We start from the raw sequence: 15304 nt of genomic DNA on the forward strand, positions 1-15304 counted from the left end.
CCTACAACAGGATCTAAAACAACTGATTTTCAATAGAATAAAATTTTAAAATATTCATTTTAAACCTTGAAAAACAATATTTTATACTTTTTCGGACAGCTTCTCCCTTATGTAGTAATAATTGAAAATTATGGGCAAATTGCTCACATACTCAGTTGCACCAACTCGCTAACTTTGTCCCTACAACGCATGCAAAAATACACCCAAAGAAGAAATTCTTCACGTCCTTATTCTTCACTTCTTCATCACACACCCAGCTGTGGGCTCTCGCTGGCTGCGTTCTTCATTTCTTCCTCTTCATTCTTCACTTTTCTCTCTTCACTCTTCACTCCATGAGAGCTTACCGAGAGTACGATTCCCAGTGCCATACAGGTCATCCAGATGGAGGTACCCCCTGTAGTGAAGAAGGGCAAGTTCTGCCCTGTTACTGGCAAAAGACCTACGGAAACGCCCATATTGACAAACCCTTGGAAGACAATCGGGATTCCCACCCCTAAGACCAACAATTTACCGAAAATAGTGGTGGCTTTCATCGAGATGACCACAAAGCGCACCAGCATAATGATAAATAGCAGTATCAGGGCAGAGCCCCCCAACAGTCCATATTCCTCGACCACTATAGCAAAGATAAAATCCGACGAACCCTGAGGCAAGAGGTTCTTCATCACGCTCTTTCCTGCACCTTGCCCCCAGAATCCACCCGAGACAATGGCCATCTTGGCACGCTCCGACTGGTAGTTCTCTTCCTTGTCCTTGCTCATAAAGGTCTCTATTCGGTTCTTCCACGTGTCCACACGATGCGGAAAAGCATCCGGAAAGGCTTTTACAACCAACATGAACAAGGCAAAGAGCAACACTGCCAGTATACTACTGCCCAGTATGTACTTAATCGGGTAGCGCCCTATATAGAGCACCATCAGCACCATGGCGTACATCATCGCCCCTGTGGAGAGGTTTGGCAGGGTAACCATCGCCAGGGTAATCCCTACAGGCAGCCACAAGGGCAATATACTCTCGGCGAAGCTATACTTGGTCTCATACACCTCGGCCAAGTACGAGGCTACATACATCAGTAGGATAATCATAGCAAAAGCCGATGGCTGAAAGGAAATCCCCATGATGTAGATCCAGCGGCTAGCATTAGCCCCCTCTATGGTGCTTCCCTTGAGCAAGGCAAAGAAAAGCAATATCCACGAAAGCAGCAACCCCAGTCGCGCCAATGGGCGAAAATAACGATATGGAAACCTATGGATTAGGTAGATGATCAGAAGCCCCGCCGCGATCAACCCCACATGCCTTATCAGGTATCCACGTGTGGAGATACCTGTCCTTTCCAAATACACCAAGTTGCTGCTCGAGCTATACACTGGCAGAAAGGAAATCAGGGCAAAGAAGAGGATGACTCCCCAAAGGGAAATATCCCCCTTGAGATAGCGTCTGAAGCGTTCCATAGGATTGTTTTTTTATAGCATATTTACATAATGCTTGAACTGGTTGCCTCTGTCCTCATAGCTCTGGAAAAGGTCAAAGCTGGCACAGGCGGGAGAAAGCAATACGGTGTCTCCTTCTTGAGAGAGTCCACGACCTACCTGTACGGCATCCTCCATGGAGTGAGTCTCTATGATGGTAGGAACGATACTTTGGAAAGTCTGTATAATCTTCTGATTATCAAGACCTAAGCACACAATCGCTTTTACTTTCTTGCTTACATACGGAATCAGTGGTGTATAGTCATTTCCTTTGTCCTGCCCCCCAACAATCCACACAAGTCCTTCCTCCATGGAGTCCAAGGCATAGTATACGGAATTGACATTGGTAGCCTTGGAGTCATTGATATATCTGACACCCTCTACCTCACGGACAAATTCCAAGCGGTGGGGTACTCCCTGAAAGGTCATCAGACTGTTGCGAATGTTCTGGTTGCGTACATTCAATAATTTGGCAACCATGGTGGCTCCCATGGCATTCTTTAGATTGTGTTTTCCTTTAATTGTCAAATCTTTAGTGGACATCTCGAATATATTTTGGTTAACATTTACATACATATTTTTCTCATCAAGGCTCCAAGCGCCTCTCTCGAAAGTTTTTTCCAAGGAGAAGGGCAAAAGTTGTGCTTTTACTTGACCTTTGTTAATCTCTTGGACGGTGACCGGATCATCTGCATCATAGATCAGATAATCGACCGCTTGCTGGAACTCGGTGATGCGCATCTTGGCATCTATATAGTTCTGAAATTCATAGTTATACCTGTCCAAATGGTCAGGGGTGATATTGAGCAATAGGGCTATATGTGGGTGGAAGGAGGTAATATCGTCCAGCTGAAAACTACTGATTTCCAATACATAATATTCCTTAGGCTCTTGAGCTACCAAGCGGGCAAAGCTGTATCCTATATTGCCCCCTACTCCTACCGAAAGACCGGCCTCTTTAAGCAGGTGGTATACCAAGGTCGTGGTCGTGGTCTTGCCATTGCTCCCTGTGATGGCGATAATCTTCGCATCCGTATAGCGAGAGGCAAATTCTATCTCGGAGATAATCTCTATTCCTTTGGCCTTGGCTTGCTGCACTATAGGCACTTTATGAGGAATCCCAGGGCTTTTGATAATGCAATCGGCAGAGAGGATTTCGCTTTCGGTATGTTGGCCTTCCTCCCAGCGAATGCCCTTGGCATCCAGCTCCTTCTTGTATACCTCCTTCAGGGGTGATTTGTCTGAGAGAAACACCTCCCAGCCTTTTTGTTTTCCGAGAACAGCAGCCCCTGTGCCACTCTCTCCGCCTCCAAGTATAACTAATTTCATGCTAAGGGTTATAGATATTTAAGGTTATAGAATTATAGATTTTAAAGGTTTTACTCATTAATCATTGATCATTAATCATTAATCATTGATAATTGATAATTGATAATTAATCATTAATCATTGTCTATCGGATTTTCAGGGTAATAAAGGATATCAGTGCCAAGATAATTCCCACGATCAGAAAGCGCATTACTATTTTACTCTCATGATAGCCCTTCTTCTGATAGTGGTGGTGTAGGGGCGACATGAGGAAAATCCTACGTCCTTCGCCATATTTCTTTTTCGTATATTTGAAATACGCCACTTGCAACATCACCGAGAGGTTCTCCATAAGGAAGATACCACAGAGTACCGGGATAAGCAGCTCCTTGCGCACCATGATGGCCAGCACCGCAATAATCCCTCCTATGGTTAGGCTACCGGTATCCCCCATGAATACCTGTGCGGGATAGGTGTTGTACCACAAGAAACCGATGAGCGCTCCTACCATCGCCGCTATGAAGATGGTCACCTCTCCCACATGCGGTATATACATGATATTGAGGTACTCTGAGAAAATCGTATTCCCGGATATCCATGCAAATATCCCCAAGGTAAATACGATAATCGCCGAACTCCCCGCTGCCAGCCCATCGATACCATCGGTTAGGTTGGCTCCATTGGATACGGCAGTGATGATAAATATCACTATGGGGATAAATATCAACCATACCCAGTGCTTATAGTTCTCTCCTGTCCACTTGATCAGCGAGGCATAGTCCAATTCGTTGTTTTTCATAAAGGGAATGGTCGTCTTAGTCGATTTTACTTCGGCCATCTCCGAGAGCGGACGACGCTGCGCTTGCGTCTGTACCATGCGGGAAGCCTGTGCATTCTCGTTCTTTACGGTAACATCCGGATGAAAGTAGAGAGTTGCCCCTACGATAATCCCCAGAGATACCTGCCCTAAGACCTTGAAACGCCCCTTGAGTCCATCCTTGTTCTTGCGAAATACCTTGATATAGTCATCGATAAAACCAATCAGCCCCATCCACAGGGTGGTGATTATCAGCAGGATGATATATATATTGTCCAAGCGTGTCAGTAAAAGCACCGGAATGAGCAAAGCCAAAATAATAATAATCCCCCCCATGGTAGGTGTACCGGATTTCTCCTTCTGCCCCTCCAGCCCTAAGTCTCGCACGGTCTCGCCCACTTGCAAGCGATACAAAAGACCTATGATACGCTTTCCACTAAGGGTAGCGATGAGCAGCGCTAAAATAGCAGCTATCCCCGCCCTGAAGGAAATATACTGGAACATCCCCGCCCCCGGCAGGTTATACGCTCTATGTAAATAATCAAATAAGTAATATAACATAACCACAATTAAGTGAAAAACGAAGAGTGAAAAGTGAAGAATGCACATCCTGCATCCATTCTTTTTCTATCTGTCTTCTATTCACTTTATCTTTTATCTATTAATTCCCTTATTAAGTGAAAAACGAAGAGTGAAAAGTGAAGAATGCACATCCTGCATCCATTCTTTTTCTATCTGTCTTCTATTCACTTTATCTTTTATCTATTAATTCCCTTATTAAGTGAAAAACGAAGAGTGAAAAGTGAAGAATGCACATCCTGCATCCATTCTTTTTCTATCTGCCTTCTATTCACTTTATCTTTTATCTATTAATTCCCTTATTAAGTGAAAAACGAAGAGTGAAAAGTGAAGAATGCACATCCTGCATCCATTCTTTTTCTATCTGTCTTCTATTCACTTTATCTTTTATCTATTAATTCCCTTATTAAGTGAAAAACGAAGAGTGAAAAGTGAAGAGTGAAAAGTGAAGAATGCACATCCTGCATCCATTCTTTTTCTATCTGCCTTCTATTCACTTTATCTTTTATCTATTAATTCCCTTATTAAGTGAAAAACGAAGTATGAAAAGTTAGGGTAAAACGCAATGAATTGTGTCTCTACAGAAAACTACGCCAATTAGGATTCCCAGCTATGAACACTCGCTCTCTTCACTCTTCACCACATACCCAGCTGTGAACACTCACTCTCTTCATTCTTCACTCTTCACTCAAAACCACTCTTCACTCAAAACCACTCTTCACTCAAAACCACTCTTCACTCCCTTCTGATTAATCCTTTTTTTTCCTGTTTTTATAGAAGTCACAAGAATAGAAATAATCTCATCACAATCTTTTTGAAAACTATTTTTTATTTTCTCATCAAAATGTTCTGTATCATATAGCAAAGAAATCCAGTAAAGTGTTTCATTTGCCTCTTTCAAAGCTATGGAAAGTTTAGAAACAAAATCAGAAATACTTTGAGCATATTCAGCCTCTCTTATAAGAGCACCTATAGCAGTACCACTTCTAAGTAACTGTTTGCTCAGTACATATTCATTACTTTCTCTTAGAAATTTTGAAAGTTTTACAATCCTGATAGCAAAGTTATATGTTTTCTTAGACAATATTCCTTTTTTATCTTCCTGCAACTCTTTCTCTTCCATTTTCTTTGTATTTTTAATAATTCAAGTTTCCCAAGCTACTTTTAGGTTATAATTTTATTTATAACAATATGATAATCAACAACATGTACCCCCCTATCACATCCTCACGCCTCTTCACTCTTCACTCTTCACTCTTCACTCTTCACTCCCCTCGCTTCTTCCAGATCGTCAAAGTGTGTCCTTACGCCCTTGACTTCCTGATAGGTCTCATGCCCTTTGCCTGCTATTAGGAGGATATCGCCTTTTTGGGCAAGGTGGCAGGCTACTTTTATCGCCTGTCGCCTATCGGTCACTGTCATACTCTTGTGCTGGTTCTCTGGGGTGATTCCCGCTTCCATCTCTCGGAGGATTTCCTGGGGATCTTCCTCACGAGGGTTGTCGGAGGTGAGTATCACCTTTTCACTGAGCGAGGTAGCTATATGTGCCATGATAGGTCGCTTGCCTTTGTCACGATTCCCGCCACAGCCTACCACGGTGATAAGCCGCTGTGAGGAGTCTTTTATGTCAAGGATCGTTTCTATCACATTCTGCAAGGCATCAGGGGTGTGGGCATAGTCCACGATTACTGTCACCCCACTGGGGGAGACAAAGTACTGAAAGCGCCCAGCTACACTCCTAAGGGTGCTGATCTGGGTGAGTACCTCCAGAGGTTCCTCGCCCAAGAGTACCGCTGTAGCATAGATGGCCAAGAGGTTATAGGCATTGAACCTGCCTATGAGCGAAGTCCATACCTCGTGACTGCCCACTCGTAGGGTCATCCCTGCAAAGGTGCTCTCCAAGAGTTGTCCCTTGAAGTCGGCAGCACGCCCAAGAGCATAGGTATGCTTGTGTGCCGAGGTGTTCTGAAGCATATACGCCCCATTCTTATCCTCTACATTGGTCAGCGCAAAGGCTGTTTTTGGCAATTGGTCAAAGAACGTCTTCTTCGTATCGCGATACTGCGCAAAGGTCTCATGAAAATCTAGGTGGTCTTGCGTGAGGTTGGTGAACACTCCGCCGGCAAAAACCAGCCCTTCTATACGATGTAGCGCGATGCCGTGCGAACTCACTTCCATGAAGCAGTGTGTTACCCCTTGATCCACCATGCGGCGCAATACCTTGTTCAGGGTAAGCACATCCGGAGTGGTGTTGTGTGTCTCCTCGCGCTCTTGGTCTATATATATGGCTATGGTAGAGATCAGTCCCACCTTGTAGCCCAATTGTCGAAATAGCTGATAGGATAGGCTGGCTATGGTTGTCTTGCCATTGGTACCTGTAACCCCTACTAGGCGCAATTGCTCACTGGGGTGCCCATAGAAGTGGGCGGCTATCTGTCCCATGGCGCGGCTCGTATCGGTCACTTGTACATAGGTTACCCCCTCGGCAAGTGCTTCGGGGAGGTCTTCCACGACCAACACCTTTCCTTGTTGGGCAATTACCTCTGGTATGAAACGATGCCCATCGGTATGTGCGCCTTTTATAGCAAAAAATAGCGTATTAGGGGTAATATCTCGAGAACTCTGGGTGATATTTTCCACTTCCTGTGAGGTATCTCCTATGGTTTGGAGTACTTCTACGCCTTGTAATAGCTCTTTGAGTAACATAATTCCCTATAAAAATTTCAATCGTATGGTCTTGCGTCCGCCTATATACTCCCCTCCTGCGATGGACTGCGCGGTCACACGCCTGCCTGTCCCCTCTATGGTGACACTCAAGCCTAAGTTCTCCATGATGGCTATGGCATCCATCGCTTCCATACCCAATACATTGGGCACTATGGTCTTGTATTTATTGAGTATCTCATTATACTGTTCGTAACTCTTGGCCACTTGTGGGGAGGTCGTCTCTATATCGTCAATGGTGTCAATGAGCAAGGAGTTGGTGTATATCTTCTGGGCTATACTCTTGAATACAGGCCCTGATACATCAGCTCCATAATACCCTATCTGCTTGTCAGGGTTGTGTATGACCACTATACAAGAGTATTTCGGGTTTTGAGCAGGGAAAAAACCTGCAAAAGAGGATATATACCCTAGCTTGGACTTATCCTTATAGTCTTTCTGTGCTGTCCCTGTCTTCCCTGCCATGGAGAAGTTGGGCGAATAGAGGCTCTTTCCAGTCCCGTACTTGACGGTATTCTCCAGTACTTTCTTGACCACCTCGGCGGTCTCTGGCGTACAAATGGAGCTATTGAGCACCTCTACGTCAAATTTTTGTATCGACTTATTCCATTGCTTCACCTCGCGTATCATGCGAGGCTTGAGCATCATCCCATTGTTGGCAATAGCATTGTAGAAGGTGAGCACCTGTAGGGGGGTCATCTCCAGCCCGTAGCCGAAGGCCATCCACTCCAGAGCAATCCCACTCCAGCCACGCTGATTGGGCTGCGGTACGAAGGGTGTCCCTTCTCCCAGAATAGGCATGCCTAACTTCCTGTTTAGGTGCATTTTATTTATCCTTCCGACAAACTTCTTTGGGTCTTTCCCGAAGAGGTCATGCACCATCTGCACGATGGCCGTATTGGACGATACTTGCATGGCTTTGGAGAGGTTGATCGTGCCATAGCCACGGCGGTTGGAATCCCACACCTCTCTCCCATAGAAGGAGATCACCCCTTTCTTGGTATCCACCGTATAAGTAGTATCGATCTTGGCTTCTTCTAAGGCGACCACTAGGGAAACGGTCTTGAACACCGAACCGGGTTCGTAAGTCTCTCCCAAGGCATAGTTGAAGCGCTCCCCATAGCTACCATCCTTGTTGCGCCCCAAGTTCGAAATAGCCTTGATTTCTCCCGTGGCCACTTCCATGACCACCGCACAGCCATGATCCGCTTGATAGGTCTCCAGCTGCTTGAGTAGGGCGTGGTGCGCAATATCTTGTATATTTATATTAATGGTCGAAACCACATCATAGCCGTCCTTGGGCTCTATCTCGTTGCTGTCCTCTATGGGCTTCCATTGCCCTTGGGCGATCTTCTGTTTCAGATGCCTGCCCTCTACTCCGGAGAGGTATTTGCTGAAAGCACCCTCCAAACCTACCTTGAAGGTATTCCCTTGTCCATCGGTGCGCTCATATCCTACGATACGCTGGGCTATCGCCCCCAAGGGATATTCCCGCGAACTGCGCCCCTCCACGATGAGCCCTCCTTTGTAGGCTCCCTTGGAGAAAAGAGGAAACTGGCGAATGCGTGCACACGCATCATATCCAAGCCCCCGCGCAATAAGGAAATACTTATTCTTGTTCTTACGTGCTCCCTTTAGCGCCTCTTGGTAATAGGACGAAGGTCGAGAGAAAAAACGCCCCAAAGAGTCGCTCAGCGCCTTCAGATGCGTGTCAAAATTCTTCTTCGAAGGGGTCATCGCATCAAAATGAATATCATAACGCGTGATCGAAGTCGCCAAAAGACTCCCATCATCCGAATACAGATTCCCTCGATTGGGCTCTATGACAAATTCCTTGATGGTATTCTCAGCAATCAGGTCGCGATACTTCTGTCCATTGAAATACAGCCCGATAAGCTTGGAGACAATCGCTATAGCAAAGATAAACAGCCCTATGCCCACCAAGATGGTGCGCAAATTCACTATCCTATCTCTTTGTATTTCCTTACTCATCTTTGACTAATACCTTTATTTTATTCGGTGGTGTCGGTGACTGCTTCAGTCCAGTGTCCTTCAGTGAGGAGAGTATCGTGGACTCGAGCTTTACTTTCTGCAAGCGTGAACGTACGTCCACAAACTCGCTGCGGAGCTCCTTTACCTCCCCTTCCAGCTTGGCTATGGCATATATCTTTTGGTCTATCAAGTGACCACTATATATCATGATGATACCTATAAACAAAACAAAAAGAATCACTGCCCAATTCCTCATAGCATGTGCCCCTATGAGAAAATCTGCCTTGAACAGTTTTACAAATTCTTCTTTTATTCTTTGCATTGTATTCGGTTTTTAGTTTTTAGTTGTTAGTCGTTAGTTTTTAGTTTTCAGTTTTTAGTTGTTAGTCGTTAGTTACTCATTCTTCACTTTTCACTCTTCATTCTTCACTCAAAACTCTCTTCACTCAAAACTCAAAACTCTTCATTCAAAACTTTTTTCACTCGTTCTGCTACTCTGAGCTTAGCACTACGGGCGCGGTTGTTGCGGGCTAACTCCTCGGCAGTGGGCAGGATAGGCTTACCTACCTTGCGGAAAGGCACTTGTATATTCCCATAAAAATCCTTCTCTGGCTCTCCTGAAAACTGCCCATCGCGAATAAAGCGCTTGATGAGCCTGTCTTCCAAAGAGTGGTAGCTGATCAGGGCTATACGCCCCATAGGCTTCACTATATCAGGAAGTTGCAAAAGCAACTCCTCCAAGGCGCTCAGCTCCTGATTCACCTCTATGCGAATGGCTTGGTAGAGCTGCGCTAAATGTTTGTTTTCCTGATTCTTAGGAAAATATCGCTGTACCACCTCCTTCAGAGCGGCGGTGGTGGTGATCGGTGCGGCCTCTCTATGTTGCACAATGGCCTGTGCCAATTTCCTACTCTGGGAAAGCTCCCCATAGCGAAAGAAAATTTCACTAAGCTCCTCTTGCGAATAGCCATTGACCACTTCCTTTGCTGAGAGCGGTTGCTCAGGATTCATACGCATATCCAGTTCCCCCTCCATACGAATGGAAAAACCGCGTTCGGCGGTGTCAAACTGGTGAGAGGAAACCCCAAAATCCCCCAATACCCCCGATACTTCCTTCACCCCATAGAAGCGTAAAAAACGCTTGATATGCCTGAAGTTCTGCCCTATGAGGGTAAAGCGGTCATCGGCGATCGCATTGGCTTGTGCCTGCGGATCTTGGTCAAAGGCAAACAACCTTCCCTGGGGGGAAAGCTGCTCCAAAATGGCACGCGAATGCCCCCCTCCACCGAAGGTTACATCCACGTAAGTACCTGCAGGATCTATCGATAGCCCCTCGATACACTCGGTAAGGAGTACCGGTATGTGATAACTATTCTCCTGCATCTGCTCCCATAATTTTTTCTGTCAGCGCCATGAACGCCTCCTCATCGATACTGGCTATTTCCGCCTCATAACACTCTCTGTCCCATACTTCTATGAAGTTCAGGGCAGGAGCCAAAACGACTTCCTTATCGATCTTGGCAAATTCCAACAAAGGCTTGGGAATGAGAAAACGCCCAGAGCCGTCCACCTCTACCTCCTTGACCCCCGCCGTGTACTTGCGCAAATAATCCAAGTGTTGCTTGGAAAAAAGATTCAATTTCGAGCGCATCTTCTCCATGATTTCCTGCCATTCGCCCTGCGGATACAGCTCTATACACCCTTTAAAAATCGAAGGCTTTAGAATAAATCCCTTATGTAACTCACTCTCTAACACGGCTTTAAGCCCCACAGGGATCGTTACACGCCCTTTGGAGTCCGCCTTGCATTCGTATGTTACAAAAGTCTGTATCACTTTGAGTCATTTTATCGGGTCAAAGGTACAAACTTTTTCCCACTTTCTCCCACTTTCTCCCACTTTTTTTTATCAACAAAGATTTTTTTGACTTTTGTCCATAAAAAAACTTTGCCAATCCCTGTAGGCATTGGCAAAGTCGATGAATTAAAAAATAGTTAATGATGAATATTCGCAGTGCGAAAAATTAAGAATTGAGTATCTTAGTAGAATTTAGCTCTATTATCCTTAATATCAGCAGTAGCTTCCAAGGCTGAGAAAAGATCTTGAGAAGCACGGTTGAGCTTCTGGTTTCTCAAAGGCGCCATGTAACTACTATAGTTAGGCAATGCAGGAGCGATGTCCTTCTGTGTCACTTGAATAACGTATACTCCGTTGTCCCCTGCGATTGGTTGGCTTACTTTTCCTTGAGGCAAGGCAAAGGCAGCGCCCAACACACTTGGTTCACTTCCTTGTCCGGGAAGGGCAGGATATTCTTGGGTTACATTCTCTGCTGTTTGTATATTTCCAGCCTGTCCAGAGGCTTGCGCTACTTGCTCCAAGGTACTTCCCTTGAGCTTCTCTGAAAGCTGTTTGGCTTTCTTCTCTTTGATAAGGATAGGCGCTACTATAGGACGCGCATCGGAGGCTGAGGCTACTCCCTCGCTGATCTTCTTAGTAAGCTGCGCGATTATATAACCATCCTTAACATCTTCACGGTGTATATCACCTACTTTGGTATCATCTGCAAAAGCCCATCTGACCAAGGCGCGGTTGTTACCCAGACCTGGGATATCTTCAGCCATAGCATCCAAGTTATTAGCAGGCAATACATTGTATCCCGCTTTAGCTGCCAAGGAAGCAAAGTCCTTAGGATGCTGTAGCGCTTGTTCGTTGAAGGCGGTAAGCTTGGTATAGATTTCGTTCTGTGTCGCTTTAGAAGGCTCGATATTGCGTACAATGGTAGCCAATTGTACCCCTTCTCTCTGGTCAGTAATCTTGATGATATGGAATCCGAAATTCGTTTCTACAAGCCCTATATCGCCTACTTTTCCATGGAATACATAGTCGTTGAAGGCAGGCACCATCATCCCTGGTGAGAAGAAGTCAAGGTCTCCTCCATTAGGAGCGTTGGACGAGTCATCGGAATTAACCATTGCCAAGGCTGCATAGTCCTCTCCTGCTTTTACTTTTGCCAAGATATCTTCCGCTTTTGCTTTGGCTTCTTCTTTGGTACGAGTGATGGTCTCATTACCTGGGAGAGAACCCTTATAAGCGATAAGAATATGGCTTGCTCTCATCTGGGCATTAGGCTTTTTGGAGAGCATACGGGTATAGCGATAGGTGTTCCCTTCTTTGTAAGGACCATAGAGGTCTCCTACAGGGAGGTTGTAGAGTGCCTCAGCATGATCGGCAGGAAGCCTGTCCTTACTTACGTAGAGGCTATCGAAAGGCACATCAGAATTTTCATTTACGAACTGTGGCACATCCTTAGTAGCCAAGGCGCCGAAGCCAGGAAGGGTATCGTTGGCTTGTTTTTGGCTATTATATACCACTCTGGGAGCGTTAAGGGCTTGTAGGCTCTGCTCTACCTGCTTGATATCCGCTTCAGAGGCAGTCTCAGTAACCCATACGAACTGAATATTGCGCATTTCTTTCTGCTCGAACTGTTTTTTGTGAGCTTTTACATACGCATCTATCTCAGCATCACTTACCTTGACCTCACTATCAGGAATACTTGTGTAGGGCAAGGTTACATAGTTGAAGGTTACTTTGTCCGCTTGACGGTGGTAGGCATCCTCTCCGTCCTTGAGAGTCACACCCAATCCAGCACGAATTAGGCTAAGGTATAGCTCACGCTTGGCACCATCCACGTAGGATTTCTCTTCTGCTTGCCATTGTTGGTACTGGGCGGGGTTGACCTTCTTAATCTGAGCGATCACTTGGGCAAACTTAGCTATGGAGAATTGCCCTTTTTCATCCTGAAACTGAGGGTCTTGTGCATACTGAGGCACACGCTTGATCATGGCAAAGATCTGTTCTTTGCCCACTGAGATTCCCAGCTTTTCGAACTGTTGGTCTATGATTTTCCCTTGTACCGCCTGTTGCCATAGAGCATTGACGATATAGCCTTGTCCTATGCTTCCCCCCATGTTGCGGGTGGTGTTCTCCACTTGAGTAGAGAACTCTCGATAGGAGATATCATCCCCATTTACACTCCCTATCACCAATTGGTCAGGGGTGGTGTTACGGCTAAAAATACCGGAGATAACAAAGGCAAAAAGCGCTAATCCAATTACAAGGATTAGGAATACAGTACGTTTTCTGATTTTTTCTAAAACGGCCATTTTTTTAGTTTTGAGTTTTGAGTTTTGAATTTTGAGTTCTCATCCTGCTCACCGACAACTGTTCACTGACAACTGTTCACTGACAACTGTTCACTGACAAACTGACAACCCAAAAAATCGGGTGCGAAATTACAAAATTTTTACCAATTTTGAAAGTTTTATTTCCTTTATTTATTCACACCTTGTTCTAACAGAGAGAGATACATGTAAGTATTTGATTTTATGAAATATACAACTATAGCAAGACAACCGAGCCTCTAAAAGCCTTCTTTGAGGAAACTGTATTCTTTTCTTTTTTCCAGCTGATGTAAAGCCAATTCCTTTATTTTTATATCATTAGTCTCAGATGCCAATTTTTCTAATGCTAAAAGACTCTCAGGCTGTGGTTGCGCTCCTATAGCATAAATGATTTTTCGTATATAAGGATATTTGAAATCTTGCCTATTTTTCATTCCAAGGAGAAATGTCTTTTTTCAAATTCTGATGCTTTTTAGAGCTGTTTTATTAGCCTTTTTGCTCGTCCTAAAACTAGTTTGTCCACAGATTTTCAAAGAAATAACAAACTACTTTCTTTGCTTGTAAGACTTATCTCTATAAGCTTATTTCAGGACAAGATAAAGCAAAATATTCTATTCCTCTCTTTCAAAAATATGTAACGTATGATTACTATCTAAGATATACACCTTATTTTCTGAGACTTTTAAATCTCTAAGGCGAGTAAAACTATCATCTCTTTCCACTACTGCAATAGGCTCTGAAATATAGATAATTTCCTTGGTATTGATGTCTAAAATACCGAATTTTAGTTTTTCAGCAAGATAAAAATACAATAAATTATCTTGAACAACATAACTTCCTGCAGTATCATTTGCTTTTTTGATGTTGTACTTTTCAAACTCTTCTTGTAAGCCATATTGAGTAACAAAAGGAGGGGCTTGATTTAAATCTATTTCAATAAAAACATCTACTGCTAAGCCTAAAATTTTTCCTTTTTCACTATTTAAGAGATAATCACTTCTAAAAAAGCCTTTGCTATCATCATAAGAACTCGTACTTGTTTTTCCTATAGCTTGGTGATATTCAGGGATACGATATTTTAATTCTCCTGTTTCAATATCTAAACCTATAAAGCCTCCTATCTCTATAAAAGCCCAAAGAATATTGTTGTATATACCTATAAGTTTATATACTTTAAAATATCTTTCTTCATCCCACGAATTTTTCCACTTCCCAAATGAAGCAAGAGAAAACTCCCACAGATGTTCTTTCTTTTGAATAGAAAAGGCTCTGATAGACATTACATCATCGTATATTTTATCCTTTTTGTATGTATATACATATATACCCATTTGGAAAAAACTTATAGAAAATTTGTCAATATTTCCCAATACCATAAGATTCCCTTCTCTATCCAAAAGAGCTGTAATGAATATTTTTTGCTGTTCATCTAAAAAATAAGTTTCTAAAAACTCTTTAGATAAATACAAAAAAGCTTTGTCTTTTCCTTCTTCTATTAATTCTAAATTTTCGTTGAAGATTTTATAATTATTCTCCCACTCACTACAATAGAATTTACCATTAAAAGTAGCAAGCGGACTTAGTGGCGTTTTGTAAAGCATTTGCTTTTTTTCGCCACATTGAAGTTCGTGTGATGTATTGATGTAATAAGGTTTACCTTTATAGATAACATAATCTCTTACATTATCTATTTTAGAATCTAGTTTAAACATTTTATTGTGTTTTTATTGCATTTTGCTAAAGGTATAAGGACTTTTAGGGTACTAAAATAGGCATTTCTCTGAAAAATAATAGCTTAGATGTTATTCCTCTCTTTCAAAAATAGGCAACGTATGATTACTATCTAAGATATAGACTATCCCTTGTTCATTTTGATTTCAAAAAATAAAAAAGGAAAACATGTGATTGCCTTTCAATCCGTTAAACACAACTACTACCAACTTGGAACAAAGGTATAAAAAATTCTTGAAGTAGTATCCTTTCCCCCTTAAAAATAAGATTTGGTGTGCAAGAGATCTTTGCACACCAAATCCTACATAAAGCCTCCGCTTACCGCTCCCTCTTTCAACTCCCTTAAGTCATTGATCATTAATTTAAGTTTCGCCAGTTCTGTAACTTATTGATATTCAAAAACCTCCCCCTACCCCCTCCAAAGGGGGAATGAGATAGTTTATGATTCTCAAGAAGTTAGAGAGAGGACATTTTCCAGATTGATAGACAATTTTTATCTTTTTCA

General features: G+C 43.4%; 12 protein-coding genes. All 12 read right to left on the bottom strand.

Annotated features, from left to right (window positions below; translation table 11 throughout):
- Window positions 1-245: 245 nt before the first annotated feature.
- The gene (locus tag CGC50_RS05600) at window positions 246-1451 is read right to left on the bottom strand and encodes an FtsW/RodA/SpoVE family cell cycle protein (protein ID WP_095910032.1); all 1206 of its coding nucleotides are present in this window, start codon (window positions 1449-1451) and stop codon (window positions 246-248) included.
- 12 nt (window positions 1452-1463) lie between these two features.
- The gene (murD, locus tag CGC50_RS05605) at window positions 1464-2798 is read right to left on the bottom strand and encodes a UDP-N-acetylmuramoyl-L-alanine--D-glutamate ligase (protein ID WP_095910033.1); all 1335 of its coding nucleotides are present in this window, start codon (window positions 2796-2798) and stop codon (window positions 1464-1466) included.
- 124 nt (window positions 2799-2922) lie between these two features.
- Window positions 2923-4155 (bottom strand): phospho-N-acetylmuramoyl-pentapeptide-transferase, encoded by a 1233-nt coding sequence (mraY, locus tag CGC50_RS05610; RefSeq protein WP_095910034.1) that lies wholly within the window; start codon window positions 4153-4155, stop codon window positions 2923-2925.
- Window positions 4156-4891: 736 nt separating this feature from the next.
- Window positions 4892-5296, bottom strand: a complete 405-nt coding sequence (locus tag CGC50_RS05615) for a four helix bundle protein (RefSeq protein WP_095910035.1) — start codon at window positions 5294-5296, stop codon at window positions 4892-4894.
- Window positions 5297-5424: 128 nt separating this feature from the next.
- A complete protein-coding gene (locus CGC50_RS05620) occupies window positions 5425-6879 on the bottom strand; it encodes a UDP-N-acetylmuramoyl-L-alanyl-D-glutamate--2,6-diaminopimelate ligase (protein WP_095910036.1) in 1455 nt (484 codons plus the stop codon).
- 6 nt (window positions 6880-6885) lie between these two features.
- Window positions 6886-8889: a penicillin-binding protein gene (locus tag CGC50_RS05625; RefSeq protein WP_095910037.1), complete on the bottom strand. Its 2004-nt coding sequence runs from the start codon at window positions 8887-8889 to the stop codon at window positions 6886-6888.
- On the bottom strand, window positions 8882-9211 hold the full coding sequence (locus CGC50_RS05630) for an FtsL-like putative cell division protein (protein ID WP_095910038.1): 330 nt from the start codon (window positions 9209-9211) through the stop codon (window positions 8882-8884). Before CGC50_RS05630 ends, CGC50_RS05625 begins: the two co-directional genes overlap by 8 nt.
- A gap of 131 nt (window positions 9212-9342) precedes the next feature.
- Entirely contained in the window at window positions 9343-10272 is a 930-nt protein-coding gene (gene rsmH / locus CGC50_RS05635) for a 16S rRNA (cytosine(1402)-N(4))-methyltransferase RsmH (protein ID WP_095910039.1), read from the bottom strand.
- Window positions 10259-10723, bottom strand: a complete 465-nt coding sequence (locus CGC50_RS05640) for a division/cell wall cluster transcriptional repressor MraZ (protein WP_002667373.1) — start codon at window positions 10721-10723, stop codon at window positions 10259-10261. Before CGC50_RS05640 ends, rsmH begins: the two co-directional genes overlap by 14 nt.
- Window positions 10724-10926: 203 nt before the next feature.
- Window positions 10927-13050 carry a peptidylprolyl isomerase gene (locus tag CGC50_RS05645; protein ID WP_095910040.1) on the bottom strand — a complete coding sequence of 708 codons (2124 nt, stop codon included), beginning with the start codon at window positions 13048-13050 and terminating at the stop codon, window positions 10927-10929.
- Window positions 13051-13307: 257 nt separating this feature from the next.
- Window positions 13308-13502 carry a hypothetical protein gene (locus tag CGC50_RS05650; protein WP_095910041.1) on the bottom strand — a complete coding sequence of 65 codons (195 nt, stop codon included), beginning with the start codon at window positions 13500-13502 and terminating at the stop codon, window positions 13308-13310.
- A gap of 177 nt (window positions 13503-13679) precedes the next feature.
- A complete protein-coding gene (locus CGC50_RS14050; RefSeq protein ID WP_232781199.1) occupies window positions 13680-14780 on the bottom strand; it encodes a hypothetical protein in 1101 nt (366 codons plus the stop codon).
- Between the last annotated feature and the right edge of the window lie 524 nt (window positions 14781-15304).

Source organism: Capnocytophaga gingivalis (assembly GCF_002302415.1).
GTDB lineage: Bacteria > Bacteroidota > Bacteroidia > Flavobacteriales > Flavobacteriaceae > Capnocytophaga > Capnocytophaga gingivalis.

Bases quoted from the DNA above. Each gene is read 5' to 3' on its own strand.
- CGC50_RS05600 (WP_095910032.1), bottom strand. From the start codon at position 1,451: ATGGAACGCTTCAGACGCTATCTCAAGGGGGATATTTCCCTTTGGGGA.
- murD (WP_095910033.1), bottom strand. From the start codon at position 2,798: ATGAAATTAGTTATACTTGGAGGCGGAGAGAGTGGCACAGGGGCTGCT.
- mraY (WP_095910034.1), bottom strand. From the start codon at position 4,155: ATGTTATATTACTTATTTGATTATTTACATAGAGCGTATAACCTGCCG.
- CGC50_RS05615 (WP_095910035.1), bottom strand. From the start codon at position 5,296: ATGGAAGAGAAAGAGTTGCAGGAAGATAAAAAAGGAATATTGTCTAAG.
- CGC50_RS05620 (WP_095910036.1), bottom strand. From the start codon at position 6,879: ATGTTACTCAAAGAGCTATTACAAGGCGTAGAAGTACTCCAAACCATA.
- CGC50_RS05625 (WP_095910037.1), bottom strand. From the start codon at position 8,889: ATGAGTAAGGAAATACAAAGAGATAGGATAGTGAATTTGCGCACCATC.
- CGC50_RS05630 (WP_095910038.1), bottom strand. From the start codon at position 9,211: ATGCAAAGAATAAAAGAAGAATTTGTAAAACTGTTCAAGGCAGATTTT.
- rsmH (WP_095910039.1), bottom strand. From the start codon at position 10,272: ATGCAGGAGAATAGTTATCACATACCGGTACTCCTTACCGAGTGTATC.
- CGC50_RS05645 (WP_095910040.1), bottom strand. From the start codon at position 13,050: ATGGCCGTTTTAGAAAAAATCAGAAAACGTACTGTATTCCTAATCCTT.
- CGC50_RS05650 (WP_095910041.1), bottom strand. From the start codon at position 13,502: ATGAAAAATAGGCAAGATTTCAAATATCCTTATATACGAAAAATCATT.
- CGC50_RS14050 (WP_232781199.1), bottom strand. From the start codon at position 14,780: ATGTTTAAACTAGATTCTAAAATAGATAATGTAAGAGATTATGTTATC.